The sequence below is a fragment of the Brevibacillus ginsengisoli genome (assembly GCF_050113715.1).
Classification (GTDB): domain Bacteria; phylum Bacillota; class Bacilli; order Brevibacillales; family Brevibacillaceae; genus Brevibacillus_H; species Brevibacillus_H ginsengisoli.
Map to the genome: position 1 here is coordinate 518,062 of NZ_JBNJQR010000002.1, position 21,110 is coordinate 539,171.

The 21,110-nt window shown below is 43.8% G+C and carries 19 protein-coding genes and 2 riboswitches; of the genes, 8 read left to right on the plus strand and 11 right to left on the minus strand.

Translation table 11 applies throughout. The features are described from left to right. Window positions 1-200 precede the first annotated feature (200 nt). Window positions 201-2,714 (minus strand): GH39 family glycosyl hydrolase, encoded by a 2,514-nt coding sequence (locus ACQCN2_RS06005; RefSeq protein WP_426927984.1) that lies wholly within the window; start codon window positions 2,712-2,714, stop codon window positions 201-203. A 189-nt stretch (window positions 2,715-2,903) separates the two neighbouring features. Here ACQCN2_RS06005 and ACQCN2_RS06010 point away from each other — a divergent pair, with 189 nt between their 5' ends. After that, complete coding sequence (locus tag ACQCN2_RS06010; RefSeq protein WP_426927985.1) at window positions 2,904-3,395, plus strand: NUDIX hydrolase; 492 nt, start codon at window positions 2,904-2,906, stop codon at window positions 3,393-3,395. 64 nt (window positions 3,396-3,459) lie between these two features. Here the strand turns inward: ACQCN2_RS06010 and ACQCN2_RS06015 are convergent, their stop codons facing one another. The 5 genes from ACQCN2_RS06015 to ACQCN2_RS06035 form a co-directional block, all read right to left on the minus strand. Then, entirely contained in the window at window positions 3,460-4,002 is a 543-nt protein-coding gene (locus ACQCN2_RS06015) for a 1,2-dihydroxy-3-keto-5-methylthiopentene dioxygenase (RefSeq protein WP_426927986.1), read from the minus strand. Window positions 4,003-4,164: 162 nt separating this feature from the next. Next, window positions 4,165-4,268: riboswitch (SAM riboswitch) on the minus strand. Between the two features lie 85 nt (window positions 4,269-4,353). Continuing rightward, window positions 4,354-5,220: an aldose epimerase family protein gene (locus tag ACQCN2_RS06020; protein WP_426927987.1), complete on the minus strand. Its 867-nt coding sequence runs from the start codon at window positions 5,218-5,220 to the stop codon at window positions 4,354-4,356. 273 nt (window positions 5,221-5,493) lie between these two features. Beyond that, a complete protein-coding gene (locus ACQCN2_RS06025; protein WP_426927988.1) occupies window positions 5,494-5,778 on the minus strand; it encodes a hypothetical protein in 285 nt (94 codons plus the stop codon). 162 nt (window positions 5,779-5,940) lie between these two features. Beyond that, window positions 5,941-6,126 carry a hypothetical protein gene (locus tag ACQCN2_RS06030; RefSeq protein ID WP_426927989.1) on the minus strand — a complete coding sequence of 62 codons (186 nt, stop codon included), beginning with the start codon at window positions 6,124-6,126 and terminating at the stop codon, window positions 5,941-5,943. Next, window positions 6,123-6,707, minus strand: coding sequence for a PadR family transcriptional regulator (locus ACQCN2_RS06035; RefSeq protein WP_426927990.1), 585 nt, complete (start codon window positions 6,705-6,707; stop codon window positions 6,123-6,125). Before ACQCN2_RS06035 ends, ACQCN2_RS06030 begins: the two co-directional genes overlap by 4 nt. A 210-nt stretch (window positions 6,708-6,917) precedes the next feature. Here ACQCN2_RS06035 and ACQCN2_RS06040 point away from each other — a divergent pair, with 210 nt between their 5' ends. The 3 genes from ACQCN2_RS06040 (at window position 6,918) to ACQCN2_RS06050 (ending at window position 11,683) form a co-directional block, all read left to right on the plus strand. Next, window positions 6,918-8,123 (plus strand): alpha/beta hydrolase family protein, encoded by a 1,206-nt coding sequence (locus tag ACQCN2_RS06040; RefSeq protein WP_426927991.1) that lies wholly within the window; start codon window positions 6,918-6,920, stop codon window positions 8,121-8,123. 40 nt (window positions 8,124-8,163) lie between these two features. Beyond that, a riboswitch (M-box (ykoK) riboswitch) is annotated at window positions 8,164-8,330 on the plus strand. 317 nt (window positions 8,331-8,647) lie between these two features. Beyond that, complete coding sequence (locus ACQCN2_RS06045) at window positions 8,648-10,372, plus strand: ABC transporter permease (RefSeq protein WP_426927992.1); 1,725 nt, start codon at window positions 8,648-8,650, stop codon at window positions 10,370-10,372. Window positions 10,373-10,384: 12 nt separating this feature from the next. After that, window positions 10,385-11,683 (plus strand): ABC transporter ATP-binding protein, encoded by a 1,299-nt coding sequence (locus ACQCN2_RS06050; protein WP_426927993.1) that lies wholly within the window; start codon window positions 10,385-10,387, stop codon window positions 11,681-11,683. Window positions 11,684-11,739: 56 nt separating this feature from the next. Here ACQCN2_RS06050 and infC read toward each other — a convergent pair whose 3' ends face one another. Then, complete coding sequence (gene infC / locus ACQCN2_RS06055) at window positions 11,740-12,225, minus strand: translation initiation factor IF-3 (RefSeq protein WP_426927994.1); 486 nt, start codon at window positions 12,223-12,225, stop codon at window positions 11,740-11,742. Between the two features lie 209 nt (window positions 12,226-12,434). Here infC and ACQCN2_RS06060 point away from each other — a divergent pair, with 209 nt between their 5' ends. The 3 genes from ACQCN2_RS06060 to ACQCN2_RS06070 are packed head-to-tail and all read left to right on the plus strand — an operon-like array spanning window position 12,435 to window position 17,039. Beyond that, window positions 12,435-14,057, plus strand: coding sequence for an SWIM zinc finger family protein (locus ACQCN2_RS06060; protein WP_426927995.1), 1,623 nt, complete (start codon window positions 12,435-12,437; stop codon window positions 14,055-14,057). Then, a complete protein-coding gene (locus tag ACQCN2_RS06065; RefSeq protein WP_426927996.1) occupies window positions 14,054-16,888 on the plus strand; it encodes a DEAD/DEAH box helicase in 2,835 nt (944 codons plus the stop codon). The genes ACQCN2_RS06060 and ACQCN2_RS06065 overlap by 4 nt, the downstream gene beginning before the upstream one ends. A 7-nt stretch (window positions 16,889-16,895) precedes the next feature. Continuing rightward, a complete protein-coding gene (locus ACQCN2_RS06070; RefSeq protein WP_426927997.1) occupies window positions 16,896-17,039 on the plus strand; it encodes a hypothetical protein in 144 nt (47 codons plus the stop codon). A gap of 48 nt (window positions 17,040-17,087) precedes the next feature. On the opposite strand, the gene ACQCN2_RS06075 is transcribed toward ACQCN2_RS06070, so the two are convergent. Continuing rightward, window positions 17,088-17,408: a DUF3986 family protein gene (locus ACQCN2_RS06075; RefSeq protein ID WP_426927998.1), complete on the minus strand. Its 321-nt coding sequence runs from the start codon at window positions 17,406-17,408 to the stop codon at window positions 17,088-17,090. Between the two features lie 264 nt (window positions 17,409-17,672). Then, window positions 17,673-17,909 carry a DUF3892 domain-containing protein gene (locus ACQCN2_RS06080; RefSeq protein WP_426927999.1) on the minus strand — a complete coding sequence of 79 codons (237 nt, stop codon included), beginning with the start codon at window positions 17,907-17,909 and terminating at the stop codon, window positions 17,673-17,675. A gap of 89 nt (window positions 17,910-17,998) precedes the next feature. On the opposite strand from ACQCN2_RS06080, the gene ACQCN2_RS06085 reads away from it, so the two are divergent. Continuing rightward, window positions 17,999-18,205: a cold-shock protein gene (locus ACQCN2_RS06085; RefSeq protein ID WP_426928000.1), complete on the plus strand. Its 207-nt coding sequence runs from the start codon at window positions 17,999-18,001 to the stop codon at window positions 18,203-18,205. A 146-nt stretch (window positions 18,206-18,351) separates the two neighbouring features. Here ACQCN2_RS06085 and ACQCN2_RS06090 read toward each other — a convergent pair whose 3' ends face one another. Next, a complete protein-coding gene (locus ACQCN2_RS06090; RefSeq protein ID WP_426928001.1) occupies window positions 18,352-18,561 on the minus strand; it encodes a hypothetical protein in 210 nt (69 codons plus the stop codon). A gap of 101 nt (window positions 18,562-18,662) precedes the next feature. Beyond that, window positions 18,663-20,966 (minus strand): heavy metal translocating P-type ATPase, encoded by a 2,304-nt coding sequence (locus tag ACQCN2_RS06095; protein WP_426928002.1) that lies wholly within the window; start codon window positions 20,964-20,966, stop codon window positions 18,663-18,665. Window positions 20,967-21,110: the final 144 nt, after the last annotated feature.

The window sequence follows — 21,110 nt, forward strand, 5'->3', positions numbered from 1 at the left end:
TTTGCCACTATCTGCGAGTCCCCCTTCGCTAGATTGTAAACGCTTCCAAATTTATTTTATTGGAAATGAGAGTCAATATCATTGACCTATATTGCTGAATTTCATTGGTATTATTTGCGGATTTTTCTGATCGTCCGGTCATAAGAAAATAAGCCTCGGTTCAGTTCCGAAGCTCGTTAGGGGGTTTTGAAGTGAAACACTTATAGGACTTTTTCCAAAATGATCAGTTCAACACCATGCACGGGAAGTTGAGCAGTCACCTCATATTCAGTCACCTCAAACAAATAGGACACTTCTAACTTAGGAAAGGCTTTTGCTTTCAAATAAGAAACATCCTCTCCTGTTAAGTCCATTGGGGCTCCCATGTTTACCCACGCGTCAAAGGAGGAGCCGTCTTCCCGGTTCAAGACATAGTTCGTCCTTCTATAATTCCCATGTAGACCCTTCAGGTGGATTCTGATGTTCTTGTAAGGTTTTTCTTCATAAACCGAATATCTTTCAATTTGATTCAATCCGGTAATATCGCCGTTGCGAAATAAGTAGTCAAAGTAAACATAATGATACAGAAGAATCTGAATATGACCGTCGCGTTTCGTTACGATATAGTCTTCGCCTTGTTCGATCAATTCATCGCCCAATTTGGATAAGAAGGTATAAGCGAAATACGAAGACTTTTTGATTCCATGATGATTGATTAACCCAAATCCTCCATGAAACGGGGTAAGACCCGCTTTAAACTCTTCAAAAAGATCCGTAAAAGCCCAATAGCCTAGTGAATCGACAGTACCCCTGGTTTTCAAAACGCTATCGATGATAAACGGTGCCATAAATGCCGTATCCTGGATCAAATTTCTGCTGGAATGTGAAATATTCCATTCTGTTACATGGATCTCTATTTTTTGTGTGGACAAGCTTTCGATGGTTTCTTTCATCCGCTTTGCTTGTTCACCTGTATAATCACTTCCGCAATAGTAAGACCCATAGGGATTACCCATCGTCTCGTAAAATGTTCCTGAGTCTTCCCCTTGACTTGATTCGATATGATCATCTTCGCAGTATATATGGTAAGAAATAAAATCCAATGGTACTTGATTCGCATGACAAAAGTCCAAAAACTTCTTGATCCACGCTTGGTTTAGTGGAAAAGCAAGTCCGGGGCCGCCAACCTGAAATCGGTTTGAAATCTCATAAATTGCCGTTGCTGTTTCCTTGTAAAACTCAAAAAACTCTTCCTTGCTTCCGTCCCAAAATACACCTTCGTAATCGGGTTCATTCCAAACCTCAAAATACCAGTTCTGTACCTCTTTCATCCCGTATCGATTCACACAATGCTTAATCAGAGCCGTTACCATTTGAGTCCATTGCATAATATCGTTCGGGGGTGAAATGTTACCTTTCCACCAAAAGACCGTTTCATCTGTCTTTTTAAGCTCCGATGGCATGAAGCTAAGCTCCAAAAATGGCTTGATTCCGATTTCCAGCAAGAAATCGAATAGTTGATCGACGTATGTCCAGTTGTATATGATCTCCCCTAGAGTATTGCGATTACAGAGCATCATTTCATCGTTAAATATCCCATGAAATCGAATATACTCAAAACCGATCTCCTTCTGCATTTCTCTCAGTTGCCTACGCCAATCCTCCCTTAATCCTTCAATCGCCCTGCCAAAGGTGGCCAGCTTTCTCCAGTAGTGTGGAAAAGATGTGCCTTCCTGATCTGCTCGGATTACATGAAATCTTTCTTCCGGTGGCACGGATTCCTGTATCGTTTTATTATCAAGCTGCTGGTAGGCGAACAAATTTTCAAAAATAGCGGTATGCTCGATATCCAAATATCCTTTATGAGAGAGATTATCACCGTTTACGTTAGACTCCCTTAACCTGATCTGTTGTTTATATTCGAGTGGCTTGCACTTATATTTCTTTTTGAAGTGTTTATAAAATAGCTTGATATCGGAAAACCCACAACTAGCTGCGATATCAGTAATGGTTTGGTCACTATGTAACAGAAGATCAACCGATGTCTCCAATCGTTTCTGGATCACATACTCCTGAAAGGGTACCCCTACATGATCTTTAAAAAAATGAGACAAGTAATAAACACTTAAATACTCTTGATTGGATATTTGCTGCAAGGAGATTTTTTGTGCGTAATTTTCATCTACATATTTAATGATTCGATCAAGACGTTCCAGATTTTTCTTATGATTTTTCACCTTTACATCATCTACAATGATTGGGTTAAAATACTTGATTAAGTGAAGGAGCAAGGAGTTGACGATGATTACCAGTTGAAACAGGTATCCCTCGCCTTTTTTATTCATTACCCACATCAATTGTGCTAGATAGTGTCTGATCTTATCAAATCTTTCTTGATGCATTTCGTCGAAAAGGAAGGATTTAACGTCAAAAGTCAATTTACCGAGATCAGGATAATAGGAATGAGAAAACTTCGGATTGATTTGGAAGGCCAATAAAATATTGTCTTCCCCTGTTTTATATGTGCTGTGTACTTCATTCCGATTAATTAAAATAAGGTCCTTTTCTTTTAACAAGTAATGGTTTGGTCCAACCATGATACTGAGTGAACCTTTTAGAACAAAAATGACTTCAATTTCATTATGCCAATGCAATTCTACCTCATGAACACGATGCACAAATATATTAATGGGAAGACCAGACTGATATTCAATGATTTCATAGTTGTACTTCATTCAATCACTCCAGGAAATTAAAAATCATCCATTTTATATAGATTAGATTTGTATTTTCATTCTCCTTTAACTATTCATAATTTTCAAGCATTTATGTGTAATAAAGCTTCTCTGGGGCTGTACAGATTTCACTATTTGTGAAAATATAGAATTTATACAGTCTGTTTATTCATTAGAGGGAGGAATAATATGAGGGAAATGATTCGCATCCAAGGAACTCAAGGTATTTTTCATAATCGCATCGTGGGAGTTGTCCTCCACCAAGGTCATGTATTGCTGCATCGCAATATACACGATGATTTCTGGGCTCTTCCAGGAGGCAGAGGCGAAGTTATGGAACCGTCTGAGATCACGATCCAGCGTGAATTCCAAGAAGAACTTGGTGTAACGGTTTCCGTTGAACGATTGCTATGGCTGGTGGAAAACTTTTTTAGCCATGAGAACCTACCTTATCATGAACTGGCTATGTATTATCTGTTATCCATACAAGACAATTCTCTTCCTAGGAATATGCAAGAGGAGTTTACAGGAATAGAACACGATGTCCAGCTGATCTTCCGGTGGTTTCCGCTTGAAGAATTGGAGCATCTCCCGCTTTATCCGTCATTTTTACGAACGGCTTTACAAGAATTGCCCACCACTATTCAACACATTCGGCATTATGATGAACCTGAAGAATAAGAGAGAGTGCCCCGGTTCGGAGGCACTCTTCTTTTATCAGTTTATTTTGCTAGATGGAGTTAACTTATGCTTTTTGAAAGTTTGGATCTTCGTACGGTTGTGCTACCCAGCCATCTTTTTCAATAAACAGACGGACCGCCACCACTTGGCGATTCTCCATCAGGGTAAAGAAATGCGGATTATGTTCAGGCACGGAGATAACGTCGCCCGCCTCCAATTCAACATCGAAATACCCTACTTCTTCAGGTCCTTTGATAATGAAAATCCCCCGGCCTGACACGATCGCACGAATCTCGTCTTCTGTGTGAGTGTGAATGGCCTCAAATTTTTTCAGTAATTCCTCAAGGTTCGGTGTCGCATCTGACAAAGAGATGACATCCCAGATCAAATAGCCTCTACGTTCAGCCAAATCGCGAATCTCTGAATCGTAGGTCGCAAGAATTTGTTGTTTCTCCTCATCGGATAGGGTAAATTTATCCTTTAGTTCTGTGGGGAGCTTACTGGTGTCCCACTGTTCAAACAAAATCCCGTGTTTTTCCAGAAAAGCGAGAACATTTTCTTTACCACTGATTCGTTCATTGGTGTTACGGATTCTGATTTCAGCCATGCTTCATTCCTCTTTTCTTTTTTCATGTATTCATGTCAGTCTTGCCAAACTTCAGAAGATTGGCTCAGTTTCTGGCGTATGAGTATTTCCTTCCATCGTATGACTCATGAAGCAGGAAAAACAAAAAAACTTCTCCGATAAGAAGAAGTTTCACCTACCTCACTCTTATCTGCCAGAACAAAATGTCCTGCTGGAATTAGCACCTTCTACTACGTAGTGGTTGCTGGGCATCATCGGGCCAGTCCCTTCGCCTCTCTTGATAAGAATATTTTGTTAAATTAATCCTACTATAAAACTTGGATTTATGCAATGGAATCTTGCGTCTTCCTTACTGGAAATTGTGAACATCGTTTATTGATCGACTGATATAGTGATGCGCGTTCGTAACGCTTCTTTGGGCTGGACATATAGCAGTTCTTTTTTGAGATTCATCTCATTTGTTTTGGCCATCCAAGGTTCTACACACATGAACGGGGATCCAAGCTCTGTCCAGATCACCATATAACGGAAAAGCTTGTCGTACGTGATCATGACGTTGCGATTGATTTCTGGAAGAGCAAAGCTGACTTGCGGCTCTTGTGTGTCAAGCAGAACGACAGATTCACTCCGCTCGCTTAAATTAAAGGAGCCCTCATACCCCTTAATCCCCCCGTCATTGTAATCAAGATACTGGGTTGCATCGGTTTTGATGTGAATCGTTTTGTGGTCTGTCGCAAAATAAGGATGAAAACCGCTGTACATAGGCATCGGGATTTCTGAGTGATTCCAATATTCCTGATGGATAATGAGCGCATGATCCTGCAGCTCGTAACGGAAAATCAATTCAAAATCAAAAGGGAAAGATCGTTTGGTCTCTTCATTACTCCTCATACCGAGTGTGATTGAGAGCTCATTTTCCTCTTGTATTTGGAGCACTTGCCACGGGTGATTTCGTGCTACCCCATGATTCTTCATTGGGAAAGTCTGGCCGTGAAGTTCATATTCTCCGTGTTCAAGTTGCCCGCAAATTGGGAAAAGAATCGGGATTCCCCCGCGAATATTGGAATCTGGATTATGAAGCGTTTCCTCGTTCAGAAATAATAGTTCATCTCCCAGAAGCTTAAGGCTAATGACGATCCCCCCGCGTTCTGGAACAACTTGAAAAGAAGATTTCGTCTGATGATTCACAAGCTCATAAATGGTTAAGTTGCCTTCCTTGCGAACAGCTGCTTGATTCATTATTACTTCATCCTTTGTCTCATGGCTTATCTCTGTTGTCATTTTTCGATTTTCTTGACCCAAGTGAATCTTTCTTGTGTCCCTCTCCCTGAAATTATAATATGAAACGATGCCATGTCCAAATAACTTCTCTGCGTAGCATAGTCAGAATGCGCTGTCCCCAATACTGGATTTCCCTGACACATAAAAATGGACCCTCTTTTGCGAGGTGTCCATTTTTATGTGTCGAATCAGTTTACATAACAAATGTTATGTAATTTATGTTGTAACCGCTTACATCTTTTTGCCATAAATAACGGAGAACTTATTTGTGTTCACAGGTTTTAACACGCTAAATAAAAAGATCACAACATACATCGGAAGAACATTGTAAAACACTAGCGGAATGTAAAACATCCATTCCCCACTCTCTCCCCATTGGGCCACCATTAACCCTAATAGAGTCACCAAAACCATCGTATTGAGACCAGCTGCAATACCGATCCGTTGTGGAATCTTCGATGACAGAAGCAAAAAGTTGGTGATCATCACGACTGCAAGAAGAGTAAATGTCAACATACAATCCCCTCCAGTATTTTCCTTCCTACCCTTATTATATCAGGAAAAACTGAAAATAGTTCACAATTTTGTAACATTTTACAGGTTTATACCCTTTTTATTTTCTAAATAGAGCAATCCTTGAATGGTGCTGTGATTGTTGTGTTAAGCGGTATTGTTTCGTTAGCGGTTCAAACCGTATCTTTCCATGTTTTCTGTTACTCGATTGTCAAGCTCTACAACGTATGTCTCCGATTTAATCTCGATAACCGTTCCGTTTCCTATGTACATGCCTCGCTCAGTGAACGGTACGCTATCTCCGATTTTTAACTCTTTCTCGATTGATGATTTGGCAATCTCAATATTCACGATGAATATCCCTCTTTCTGTTCTTTCACCTGTTTAAGGCTTGATGATTTGTTCATTAGTTTATCACACCAGGTAATATAAAGTCGCTCATATTCAATTCCAAATTCCACAACCGAAATACTAGAGGCGATCGGGTCGTGAGTGTTGGATGGATCAAGCATGTCCGTTAACTCCTTCACTTTCTCCAAATAGGCAGCTAGCTTCTCTTCATGTTGTTGTTTGACGATCTCAATTTGTCCCTTCATCTGCTCCGGATCAATTAGCCAGGAGTTATAGGTCTTCAAAAGGAAATCATCCCGTGTATGTTCGACTTCGCCTGGTTCCATCGTCCATTGTATGACTTCTTCCTGACCTGCCTCTGTAATCTCATACAACTTTTTGGTCGGACGGAAGCCGTGCTGCTCAATTCCTTGTAGCCTAACCAGACCCTCGGTTTCCATCTTGGCTAGCTCTGGATAGACCTGATTGCTCCCCGCCTTCCAAAAAGGTCCCAAGCGATTGTTCATATGCTTCTTAATATCATAGCCACTGAGAGGCTCTCGTGCTAATAAAGATAAAAGCGCATTACGGATAGAGCTCATTCAACCACCTCTTCTATTCTTTCAGCCAATTCTACATAGGTTCATTTTAACTCATATTAATGAATTATCAACTGATAAAAGATAAGTCAATTTTAACCTATGTTATCATTGACTTAATTAAACCAATGGGTTATTTTGGTTTTAGGTTCAATTTAACCTATGCGCAGATTAACCTAAGAATGAACTTAATCATCTGAGGAGGAAATATGTATGAAAGTAATCTTTGAAGATCAGACCTTTTCGTTTGAACTTTTACGAACATTAAGTTACGCACCGTTTGGAGGAGCAGATATTGGGGAATGTCTCTCTACCGCCTACCGGATTGAAGAAGGCGATTTTGAGAGCTGGTATTCGGAATGGTATAAAACCGCGAGTCGTGTATATTCTCAGGCAGTTGAGTATTTGGAACGTGGCCAGCGAGTCAGCGCAAGGGAAAGTTTTTTACGAGCGCACAATTACTATCGTACTGCGGAATTCTTCTTGCACGGAAATCCGGACGATCCTCGGATTCTTGATACTTGGGGAAAAAGCAGAAGTTCATTTCAACAAGCGATTCCATTAATGGATACACCTGTTGAAGTATTGAAGATTCCTTATGAAAAAACCTATTTGCCGGCCTATTTCTTCCGTGTGGATGACGCGATGAAACCACGACCTACCCTGCTCATTCACGGAGGTTTCGACTCCACGGTCGAAGAGCTTTATCTGGAGGTTGTAGCATCTGCGTTGCAGCGTGGATACAACTGCCTCACCTTCGAAGGTCCAGGTCAAGGTGCTGTCATTCGTGAGCAAAAAATCCCGTTCCGTCATGATTGGGAAAAGGTGGTTACTCCGATGGTCGATTATTTGGAATCGCGACAGGAAGTAGATCGGAATCGAATCGCCTTGATGGGCATTAGTCTTGGCGGATATTTAGCTCCTCGCGCTGCCGCTTTTGAACATCGATTGGCAGCATGTGTTGCCAATGACGGGATGTTTTCCAATCAGTTCGGTGCCATTAGTCGCAAGTTTTACCCAGGGAACCCAGAAGATTTAGAAAACCCAGTATTATTGGATAGTTTCTTGCAGAAGTTGATGAAGCAGAGTATCGGTGTTCGTTGGGCCGTCGAAAATGGAATGTTTACCTATCAAGCGCAATCCATGCAAGAACTGATCGAAAAAACAGAGCCTGTCACGTTAGAAGGCGTCGCCGATAAAATCAAATGCCCTACTCTGGTATGTGAAGCTGAAAACGATCATTTCTTCGCTGAACAACCCCAAATGTTGTTTGATGCCCTAAATTGCCCAAAGACCTTCATGCGTTTTACCACAGAAGACAGTGCGGAAGAACATTGTCAATTCGGAGCTTTGATTTATTTTAACCAACGTCTATTTGAATGGCTGGATGAGACGTTGGGTTCTCAAAGTAATTCTTGACAGTTAATATATTCAGGAGTAATATCCAAACAGTAAATGAATAAGTCCTCGTTAGGTGAGGCTCCTATACAAACATAGGCCACTGCCCAGAAATATCGAAAGATGCCAATGGGTAGAACAGGAATTGCCGGATTAAGGCTCTTCTTAAGGTGGCTAAGGGAAACCCTTTACGTTGTATAGTGCCAAAGCTGTACTAGGGGGAAACGGCCTATTTAGTGATGACCTTTAGCCCCCTGGGACCAACCCAAGGGGCTTTTCATATTGATGTGTGTAAAGGGGGAATACTGGAAATGGATAGTAGCAGTCGATTATGTGGCATCTTGAATCTTTCATATTTTTTCTCAGGCAGGAAGAATGCTATTCCTTGTATACAGGATAGGTCTGTCTATTTTCAGTCTGTCTTCTCATCAATAACTGACTGAACAAGAATGGGCCCTAATCCACATATGTTGAAGGAATGTTGCACTCTCCCAGTTTGAAGCTGTGGAGAGTTTTTTATTTTGGAGAATTGGGGCTGTTTGTTTATGAAACGAAGTGTATTCAATAATGTTAATCAGCAAAATAAATTCGGTTGGGCAGATGTCCTGGTCATTTTCTTATTATTATCCATACTTTATGCGGCGGCGAAGCTTGGGTCGGGTATGGAGGTTCCGTTTTCGCCAACTCAGCAACCCACCTTGAGCCTTGATCCGCTCTGGCTCCCCTACTACGCGGGTCGTTCGTTGCTTCGTATGTTTATTGCGTTTGCCGCTTCAATGCTTTTTACCTTCATCTATGGTCGCATCGCCGCGTATAACCGGACGGCGGAAAAATTTATGATACCGGCCATTGATATTCTTCAATCTGTTCCCGTCCTTGGATTTTTATCGGCGACAGTGCTTGCGTTTATGGCGTTGTTTAAAGGGAGCTTGCTCGGCGTGGAATGCGCTTCGATCTTTGCTATTTTTACGGGGCAGGTTTGGAATATGACGTTTAGTTTCTATCATTCCGTCAAGACGATTCCTCGCGATTTGCTTGAAGCGGCAAAAATGAATCGGTTGGGCGGATGGCACCGCTTTAGCAAACTGGAAGTGCCGTATTCCATGATCGGCTTGGTTTGGAACAGCATGATGTCATTTGGCGGGGGTTGGTTCTTTCTTGCGGCCAGTGAATCCATCACCGTTCTGAATCAAGACATCCGCCTGCCAGGAATAGGTTCTTACATGGCTTTGGCTACAGATGAGGGCAATATCCCTGCAATTATCTATGCAATCCTGACCATGGTGATTATGATTGTGGTCGTCGATCAGTTATTCTGGCGTCCGATCATCGCCTGGAGTCAAAAGTTCAAAAATGAACAGACGGAAGCAAGCGTCGTTCCTACCTCTTGGGTATTTGACATTCTGAAACGGGCTAGGTTCGTTCGTTTTATGAAACAAAATATCCGGATCTTGTTTCATGATTGGTTCCTTGTGTTTATCAAACAAAATTCACAAGAGACTGTCCCCCAGTCACAGGCTCATATCAAGCGTCTGTTGAAATGGTTGCTGGCTGGTCTGGCAATTGTGCTTGCCTTTAGGTATGTGTACGAAGGACTTCTTGAGATAGCTAGTCTTAGCATGAGTGAGGTCTTCCATGTCATCTTCCTAGGATTGCTGACAGCCCTGCGTGTGTTCGTTTCGACACTTCTAGCAGTTATGTGGACACTTCCTGTAGGGGTTTTTATCGGAACAAATGTGCGACTATCACGCGTTGTGCAGCCAATTGTACAGATTTTAGCTTCTTTTCCGGCAAATATGGCGTTCCCGATCTTCATCATTTTGTATGTGAAGTTGGGTATTTCGATGGAAATTGGCTCCATCCCTCTGATGATGCTCGGGACTCAATGGTACGTGTTATTTAACGTGATTGCTGGAGCAATGGCGATTCCGTCCGATCTAAAAGAAGCTTCGGTGATTTTACAACTAACACGATGGCAGAAATGGAAAACGCTCATACTTCCCTCTGTCTTTCCATTCCTCGTGACCGGTTGTATAACGGCTAGCGGAGGCGCCTGGAACGCCAGTATTGTTTCGGAAATCGTCTCCTGGAAAGGCACCGATCTCCAGGCATCCGGGTTAGGCTCGTACATCGCGCAAGCGACGACAAAAGGAAACTGGCCGGAAATCATCTGGGGCATTATCGTAATGTGCTTGCTGGTTGTGATCATTAATCGCTTCGTATGGCGTAAGCTTTATGCGCTGGCTGAGATGAAATACCACGTGGAATAAGGGGTGTCGAATATGAAAAAAACACTGATTGAGTTGCGGCAAATCAGCAAACGGTATGATTTGCAAAAAGAAACAAACGCGACGATTTTGGAGGATATCAATCTCACGATCAGAGAAGGCGAGTTGGTTTCTATTTTGGGGCCATCAGGTTCAGGAAAATCCACCTTGCTTCGCATCATTGCCGGTCTCGTCTCCCCTACGGAAGGTGCTGTTCTGTATAACGGTGAACCCATTGTCGGTACGAATCCGGGCGTTGGCATGGTGTTTCAATCGTTCGCGTTATTTCCTTGGCTGACGGTTCTTGAAAATGTAAAGCTAGGACTTGAGAATAAACCGTTACGGGAAGCGGAAAAAATGCGAAAAGCCCTCTCCGTCATCGACATGATCGGGCTTGACGGATTTGAAGGGGCATACCCAAAAGAATTGTCGGGTGGGATGCGGCAACGGGTTGGCATCGGAAGGGCTTTAGTCATGGAACCAGACATACTGCTTATGGATGAACCCTTCTCCGCGCTTGACGTGTTAACAGCAGAGAACCTGAAGCGTGATTTGCTGGAGTTGTGGACAGAAAGAAAGATTCCAACCAAAAGCATTATTATTGTGACGCATAGTATCGAAGAAGCCGTCTATATGTCTGATCGCGCGATCGTTCTGTCCAGAGACCCTGCTCGTGTGATTTCTGATATATCTATCAGCATGCCTCATTGGCGGGATAAACTGAAACCTCAATTTACCGCGCTTGTCGATCGTATCTACTCTATTCTCACGAAGCGTGAAGTCAAGCCAGTTGATCTGCCAGGAGAACCGAAAAAGCGAATGGAAAAAGTACAGGAGGTTCCGGCAGGCGCTCTCACTGGATTCGTAGAGCTCATCGATGATCTTGGAAAAAAGGTGGATCTATACAAGCTCGCTGATCAATTAAGCTTGGACTTGGAAGACTTCTTGCCGATTGTCGAGGCAGCTCAATTACTTCAGTTTGCTGCCATTCATCAGGGCGATATCGAATTAACGGATATTGGCTATCAATTGGCTGACGCAAGTGTTCTTGAACGCAAGGAGATCTTCAAGAAACAAATCCTGCAGCATGTTCCCATGTTGGAGAAAATGATCTGGATTCTGCAATCTAAATCAAACAATAAAATGGAACGAGAATTTTTTATGGAAATTTTCGAGAAGCATTTTGGTGCAGAAGAGGCTGCTCACCAATTGGATATCTTAATCGATTGGGGTAGATACGCCGAATTAATTGCATATGATGAGAAGGCGGAGGTTCTATATTTGGAACATGAATCTGCTCCTGCAATGGATTGATTAACGCAAGAAGCCGGTAATCCTCAAGTTTAGGATTCCGGCTTTTTCAGTATAATTTAGAGTGGATGAATCACAGCGACGACTTGTTTCCCGCTTACTTGAATTCCTTTCTCTTGTTTACCGCAGTGCTTAAGATCCCTCACAAGCTCTTCTATTAACTGCTTTGCTTGCTGGGTCTCTTTTTTATCCAGCTTGACTGTCAACTCTACCCCATCACCGGCTGTAAGAATACGCTCCGCTTGTCGCTTCTTCGTATCATAGTCGTGCTCTTCTATAAAAGCACTCAGGCGGATTTCTTTGAGCTTAAGCCCTTTTTCCGCTTTTCGTTCCTTTTGGCGTTCCTTCACCTGTTGTTCTTTAAAACTTGATTGACTAATAAGCTGACAAGCTGGCGGACTTGTGGCGAGTGATAAACAAACAAGATCTACCTTTAGCTCTTTGGCCAACTTGAGCGCTTCTTTTGTGGAGACGATTCCTAGGTCTTCCCCGTTGATCCCGGTCAACTCAATTTCGGATGCTTTGATTTTTTCGTTCATAATCATTGGATAACGTCACCTTTCTTGCTCGGTATGAGCCTACTTTACCAGCTTCACTATTAAGCGTAAAGGGATGGGAACAGGGTATTTGCATATGGTTAATAATAGGATAGAAGTTTAGAGCTGGGACAAAAGTGTGGGCAAAACCTCTTTTTATATTTCGCTTGAATTCGGTATAATGAAAGGATACGACTTTCATCGGAGGAATCGTCTACATGTTGCAAAAACAGTTATCACGTGAACAAGTCACCCACTTGGGCGAACAACTCCTTAAATTTATGGAAGACCACATTATCGAAGCAGGCTATCAATACTTCTCCAAAGGGATGGTCTTCAATATTCATGTTATAAATGATGGAAGTTTGATTACCAGTGATGTTCAGGGAACGCGAACGTACCACGTCGAGATCGACCTAGAAACTTTTGTCAACAGCAACTGCGCGTGCTCGTACTCGCGATTTTGCAAACATATTGCGGCTACTTTTTTTCAGATATACAGTGTGTTTGATAACCCGAAAAATTATTTGCAGCTTGTTCAACAACCGCGCAAGATTGAATTCTCGCCTGCCATGCTCTACCCGATTCCGTTACGTCCTGTGAGCGTCAACAGACCTGACGAGCAACTTCCTGATGCCAATCCGGTTCCCCTGACAGAAGTGAGCGATGTAGAGGCTTGGTGGGGCTATTTTGAGAGTATGAACATTGGATTGCCAGGACACGATGAAGCGGCTCAAGTACCGGTTACCATACGCAATAGCTATCAGCGCTTGATCGCCCTTGCCTGTGACTGGAAAAAGGAACGCTCACAGCTTTTCGCGGTTCATGCCGTTCTCTTTTACTTGCAGAGATTTGAAGCTTATGTAGCCGAATTCAGCACCCAAACGACTTGTTTCTGGTTTCGGGGATTGTCTCAAACCGTCGAATTGTTAATGGAGCAATTAGAAGGGACTTTGTTTCAACTCAACAAGAACGTTCTTCGTGAACAGTATGGGGAATTGCTGGAACAGACCCTTTCCCTTGTGAAACAATTGAAATCTCGGCCTGCACATACGGTTGAATGGACGAAGATTTACCGGATCCTTTGGTGGTACCTCCTAGTTGAATTTTCTTGGATTCAGGCAGAAGTTGAAGAACTTCAACAACGAACAGACGACGAAGAAGTCAGTCGCGCAGAAATCCGGCGCACCAATCTCTTGCTTGCCCACTTCGCTGTAATGAATGGAGAAGACGAAGTCGCCTTGCAAATATGGCACGAAAATGACAAGCTACCTCTCTCCTTTTATCTCTTCTATTTAAAGGCTTTCTCTGCTAGAAGCGAATGGCAACGCCTACTCACCTGGTATGATTGGTTGGAGCAGTTAATGGCTGATACACAAGGAGAGGAATTACGTCTTGTGACGGCGATTTGGCGATTAGCATTTGAACAAACTGACAGATCGGATGAGTGGGGATTGATACTTCGTAGACTTCTTCCGGGGAGCTACTACGAATACGTATCGTACTTATTTGAGAAGGAAAGGTACCGCGAATGGCTGGATGTCCAGATGTCGTATGGCGTATCTTATTCTCATATCAATGGCGTCTATTTAAAGAATGTCGAAGAGGTCGAGCCAACGTTGGTCTTCTCCTTTTACATTCGGGAAGTAAACCGATTGATTGAAGAAAGGACACGGCCTTCTTATAAAGAAGCGATTAAGTTGCTCAAAAGATTGCACACGCTCTATCTTCAAGCGAACCAGAATGAACGCTGGGAACCGCTGTTACAACATTTGTCTACTACCTATAGCCGCTTACGCGCATTCCAAGAAGAATTAAGGAGAGGAAATCTGATTTCATGAGTTCAGAATTACAGCTTGCCGCACAGCTTTTGGAAGATGGTTTTTTCTTAATTGCCGGTACTCAAATTGACGGTTCGCCCGTTCATCCGCGAGAACTTGCCGGAATACTGTTTGCTTGGGATGAGCCTTCCTACTATGGAACTTTCATCAGCAAAACCGAGCAAGCCATTCAATTGCAACCAAGGCAAGCTCTCGATCTGTTCACCTCTCCATCCTGGCTTGAGCATATGACTTATTCTCCGGAAGAGTCATTCCTCGAGTTCCAGCAGGTGGCCCAGATGGTGAATAAGGCCTTGCTTGAAGGCAGCTTTGTTCCTAGCCTGTATGATTGGAAAAAGGGCTTCATTGGCTGGAGGATTCTCCCGACAGAGGATCAGCTAATTCCTGAATATGCCCACAGTTGGCTTACGCATATATTAAATGACATGCTGGATGAAGAGACGAAACTAGATCATGCCTGGAGAGAGGTTAATCGACAGTTTCCCACCCTCTTGCTGATGGGCAAACAAATATCGGCACAAGTCGACGAACAAGAATGGTTACAATCGATTGGGCTGTTGCCTGATCAAACACCGTTTCGAACTTGTTTGCAAGTAGTTGAATCCGTGAGCAACGATCAGGAATGGCGTTTACAGGTATTACTTCAGGATCGCGGGCAGCCGGAGCTAACCTACGAGATGTCGACCCATTCGCTTACAATCGATGATGAGCTGCCGCTAGATTGGCAAAATCATTGGAATCGTTACCTTCGTGACGTACAGAAATTCGCTGAGGTCATCCCTTGGTTAGTTGACGACTCTGAAGGACTTCCGATTCGAACTCGATTGACTAATGAGGAAGCGTGGAGGTTTTTAACCGAAACCAGTTTACAGCTGATTCAGGCTGGGATTCACGTTCTTCTCCCCGCTTGGTGGGAACAAGTGCGTCGGACGAAACCGCGTCTAAAAGCAAAGGTTAAATCCTCAACCACTGCCGCCCAGCAGTCTTTCTTCGGAATCTCACAGGTGATGGACTTTGAATGGAAGCTCGCAATTGGGAATATCGAGTTAAGCGAGGAAGAGTTTGATCAGTTGTTACAGCAAAAGCAACGGCTCGTCAGGGTAAAAGGTGAATGGATTCAGCTTACACCGGCTCTGTTGAAACAGCTTCAACAAACCTTGAAGAAAAATCGCGAAAATCAGCAGCTTACCTTTCGTGAAGTGATGAGACTTCATCTGTTGCAGCCAAGAGAAGATGAAGTATGGGAAGATGACCCAGATGATTTTTCGGTGCCAGTTGAAGTCGAGTTGAACCAACCGCTGCAAAAACTCTTCTCCCAATTACAAGAAACGAAACGTCTTCCGATGGTGGAGCAACCAGCCAGCTTTCTTGGGACACTTCGCCAGTATCAGTTGGAAGGTAGCTCATGGTTGCTCTTTTTACGCAGGTTCGGCTTAGGAGCATGTCTTGCTGATGACATGGGATTGGGCAAGACCATTCAGTTTATCACGTACCTTCTCCAGCTGAAGGATGCTTCCGAATCAATGGGACCTTCCTTGTTAATTTGTCCGACGTCTGTCATCGGCAATTGGCAGAAAGAATTGGAACGCTTCGCCCCTTCTTTGAAGGTACATGTGCACTACGGAAATAAGCGGTTAAAAGATGAAGAGTTCATTTCGACAGTTCAAAAACATGACGTTGTGATCACCACCTATGCGCTTAGTCATTTGGACTTACATGAGCTCTCCTCTATTTCGTGGGACACGATCTGTCTCGATGAGGCCCAGCACATCAAGAATTCCTATACCAAGCAAGCATCAGCCATACGTGGGTTAACGGGCTACCATCGGATCGCGATGACTGGAACACCGATTGAGAACCGATTGACAGAGCTTTGGTCAATCTTTGAATTTCTCAATGCCGGATATCTGGGAAGCTTGCATGAATTCTCACAGCGCTATGTATTTCCGATCGAACGCGATCATCGTCAGGATCTCGTCACGCAGGTGCAACGATTCATTCAGCCATTTCTTCTGAGACGGGTCAAAACCGATCCGGTAATTCAACTTGATTTACCCGAGAAGAATGAAGCGAAAGAATATGTGCCGTTAACGGTCGAACAAGGAGCCCTTTATGAGTCAACGATACGGGACATGTTTAACCGTCTGGATGATACTACACCAATGGAACGTCGCGGATTGATCTTAACAACGTTGACCCGTCTCAAACAAATCTGTGACCACCCAGATCTGATACTTGGACAGTCGCTCCCGCTCGTGGACGTGTCACGTTCTCACAAAATTACTCGCCTGTTGGAGCTGGTTGAGGACATCCGCAGTAAAAAAGAACGCTGCCTCGTCTTCACTCAATACGTCAAAATGGGTGAATTGCTTCAGCGGATTCTCGTTCAGGAGGGGTTCGGACCTGTTAACTTCTTGTATGGCGGAACACCAAAAGAAAAACGAGACCAAATGATCTCCCAGTTCCAAAATGCTTCTCTTCCTGACACCGAACGCCCAGGGGTCCTTATCTTGTCGCTTCGAGCAGGAGGAACCGGGTTGAACCTGACGGAAGCCAACCACGTCTTTCATCTGGATCGCTGGTGGAATCCGGCGGTCGAGAACCAGGCGACAGACCGCGCGTATCGTATCGGTCAAGAGCGCGCCGTTCAGGTGTATAAATTCATCACCTTGGGCACGATTGAAGAAAGAATCGATGAGATGATGGAGAGGAAACTAACGTTAAGTGAACAAATTGTCGGTTCCAGCGATAATTGGATTACAGAGATGTCGACACAAGAGCTGCAAGAGCTTTTTATGCTTCGTCATGAATGGATGGATTCGAAAGGATAAATGATGGATGCAGAAATCAACAGTTCAAACCAAGAGTCAACCTGTTCGTGTGCCAAACGAAAACAAATTGGATCGCGCCGAACTACCAGAAGTCTGGCTCAAATTCTACGATCAAGTGCTCCAGATCCGATTAGCCCAGATAAAAAAGTGATGGAAACCGAAAAAGCAGCCCACTCAAGAAGAGCGGGCTGCGTTTACCTTAGTCGTTTCGTTGTCTGCGGAATTGCATTACCTCATTCTCTGCCCACTCACGGAAACGGTCTTCTACCACGTCTTCTGGAGCGCTTAAGCAGTACATACCCAGCGTTTCATTCAGATAAGGAGCATGTTTCCCTAGTAAATACTCTTGTTCGATCTGATCGTCAAACTGGTTGAAGAACACGTCCCACATCGGATTATTTTTTCGCTTGATCGCAACTGCCTCTACATAAGGGATATATGGAGTTAAAAAGTTATCAATTTTCTTTTGTACGGAGAAATCATATTGTGTTTCATCAAAGTAAACTGTGTTTGTCGCCATGCTTTATTCCTCCCTGCTTCCTTGATGACTTCATGATAACTCCGAATGGTAAGTTATGTAGTGAAAAAAATCACAATGTATATCGTCCAAATTCTTGTAGCCTTATAGCTTCTCAATAAACTTTGGATGTTTTCCGCGAACGAATTTCCACCTATTTCCTTATCCTCCTGCATAGAATCATACAAAGAACCCTAGCGTTGATCATGATGATCTTGGCTAGGGTCTACCCGAATGAGGAGGGAACAATGAGTCTCCTACATCGATTTAGAAAAGAGGCAGGTTGTCAAGGTTGTTGGATTGGTCGTTATCAGGTATACTACGAAGATGAAGTCCTCCATCTTTACCCTTTAACACCTCTACATGATCAATTCGTCCTTCAGCGGCTAACCGTTGCGCCACGAGATAATCTACCTCGTTCCCATCTGATAATTTGAGACGAATGATGTCTCCATCACCATTTTTACGTACGGCTACTACATGAGGAATGCTTTCGTTTGTCACTTCTTTTTCCTCCTTTCTCTTTACTTGAATAGGTTTTCCAACAAAAGGGTTATAATACCTATAATTCACGCTTTGATGGAGGTGTTTGTTTGTACTACTCAAAGAAGAACCAAGAGCCAATAGTTGAACAACAAACGGATATCTGGACGTGCAGCAAAGACAATTGTTCCTGCTGGATGCGTGAAGATCTATCGTTTGATAAGGAACCTACATGTCCAATGTGCGGCTCAGACATGTTAAAAGACACCAAAATGTTGCCACCACTCTTCGGAGGCAATTTCAAAACATCTGTGTAGAGAGTACAAAACAAATAATCCCTAGGAATTCGCGTTGCTATCCTAGAACCTTCACAAAATGTAGGGATACAAATGAAAAGAAGAGTGAGACACCCATCGTGTCCACTCTTCTTTGCTTTAAGCTAGCGTTAGTCATCCGGATTGGATTAAACCCCGGTACGTCTGCGTTGATTGTTCGGTTTCTTGGTTTGCTGGCTTTTCATCATTTGGTTACCAGCTTTTTGATTGTTCATAGAATTATGGTTCGATTGTGCTTGTTTTTTCTCAGCGAGCTTTCGTTTCATCGCCTCTTGCAAACTGATTTTGCCCGGTGTGGCGGTTGCCGCCTCTTTGTCGTTGAGGTTTTGTTCCGTCAAGCGAATGCACTCCTATCATTCTTTACACTTTCATGTGATTAAATCTAATCATATTACATTCTGATCGGTTTTACTATGGTCTTATAAGGTTACTCTACACCTTATTGCTTCGTTTTCTTCAATAATCGCAAACTGTTCAAGATAACCAGCATCGCGGCTCCCGTATCACTCAGGACAGCCATCCACAGTGTCAGCCAATTCGGAATGATGAGCAAGAGAGCGATCGATTTAATCAGAAGGGAGAACCAGATATTTTGTTGAATAATCACGCGTGCTTGGCGGCTCAACTGTTGGATGAGCGGCAACTTCTCCAGATCGTCCCCCATGAGAACAATGTCAGCTGCCTCCATGGCGGTGTCCGTTCCAACTGCCCCCATCGCGATTCCAAGATCAGCTGCCGCCAGTGCTGGAGCGTCGTTAATTCCGTCTCCTATCATGGCAACCTGACCGTTCTTCCGCAATTGTTGAATGACTTGTAGCTTTTGCTCCGGAAGCAGTTCGGCTCGATATTGTTCAATGCCTACCTGGCTCGCTATATGCTCGGCCGTCCCCTCATTATCGCCTGTAAGCATCACCGGAGTAATTCCGCTTTCTTTAAGTTGCTTGATCGTTGCCTGACTTGAGCTTCTCAGCCGATCCGCTACAGACAGCACACCGATTACTCGATTCGGCTCGCCAACGACGACGATGGTCTTGCCAGCATTTTGCCAACTGCTAAGCTCTGGGAATTTCTCGTTAACCTGTAAGCCCTGTTCTTCAAAAAGCGCAATACTGCCCACCAGATAAGTTCTTCCGTGTACCTCAGATTGTACTCCTTTACCTGGTATGGCTTGATGCTGGGGGCTTGGTTCGAAGCTGATTCCTTGATCTTGGGCATAAGTCACAATGGCTTGCGCGATCGGATGAGTTGAATTCTGTTCAACACAAGCCGCTATCTGGAGCAGGTGTTCTACTTCCTTCTGGTCATGAACCACCACATCTACAACTTGTGGACGACCCTCTGTGAGTGTCCCTGTTTTGTCAAATACGATATGGGTAAATCGGCTGGCAGCCTCTAAAGCCGCTCCACCTTTGATCAACACTCCGCTTTTTGCGGCGCTGCCAATCGCGGAAACAACGGCAACTGGAGTCGAGATCACCAATGCACACGGACAAGCAATGACGAGAAGCTCTAACCCCCGATAAAACCAGCTTGCCCAGTCTCCAGTGAAGAACGGCGGCACTACCATGATCAAGAATGCGATTCCGATTACAATAGGCGTGTAAATCCGGGCAAATTTGTCAAGATACTGCTCTGTCGGCGCTTTTTTCTCCTGAGCCTCTTCCACCAAGTGAATGATTCGAGCAATTGTAGAGTCTCCTAAACGCTTGGTGGCGCGAATCTCTAACGCTCCATTCTCGTTAATAGACCCCGCGAAAACTGAATCACCAGCTTGTTTCTCGACAGGTAAGGACTCCCCTGTAATTGGAGCCTGATTCACACCAGAGGCTCCCGATAGAATAACGCCATCCAATGGAATACGTTCTCCTGGCCTTACAAGGAATACCTCGCCGACTTGCAGTTCTTCTACCGCTGCAACGACCCATTGCCCATTTTTCTGGACAGTAACCTCCGGTGGCGTCAGGTTCATCAAGGAACGGATGGACTGTCTGGTTTTGGCGATAGACATGGATTGCAAGACATTGCCCACTCCGAACAAGAAGACAACCGAAGCGCCCTCAAGCCATTCACCGATGAATGCGGCGCCAATAGCCGCGATGGTCATCAGCACATTCATGTCCATTGAATAGCTTTTTAGCGAGTACCACGCGCTTTTCGCAGGTTTCCATCCCGCGCTGATCATGGCAAAAGCGTACAGAATGACCGATACGCTTTGCATCTGCCAGTGGGAAGCGATCCAGCCAAAAGCAATTAGGATTCCGGAAAGCCCCGTGCTCAAAACGCCTTTATCCTGCCACCATTCTAAGGGCGATTCTGCTAGCGGGCGATGCTGTTCGATCAATTGGCCTTTATAACCAGCTTCTTCAATCGCCTGAATGACACGCCCAGGTTCCGTTGTAAAAGGAAGCTTCATCTTCGCTGTACTGAAATTTACGCGAACGTCATTGGTTCCAAGCGAGTGAGCCACATGCTTTTGCAAGCTGGCAGCACATGAACCGCAGTCCATTCCTTCAATGGCAAATTCCATGTATGCTGTACCGCTTCCTTCTTGATTCCCTTGTTTCAGGTATGAGGTGGTACGTTCATGGGTATCGTTATGTGTATGGTCATGGTGATGTTCATCGTTATGATCGTGGTTATGGTCATGAGTATGATCATGGTTGGTATTATCATGTTGAGAGTTGAGTAACTTCTCCTTGTCCGTACATGTACCGCCTTGGCAACATGATTGTTTGTTGGTCATCCTGCATCACATCCTAACAAAACGTATATGAATAGCATACCACATGTGCTTCGAACATTAAAATACCCATTTGAATATTTAAATGTGTACATTTCTTTTATTTCACTGTGTACATGTTCAGGTTATAATAAAAGCATGCTTGAA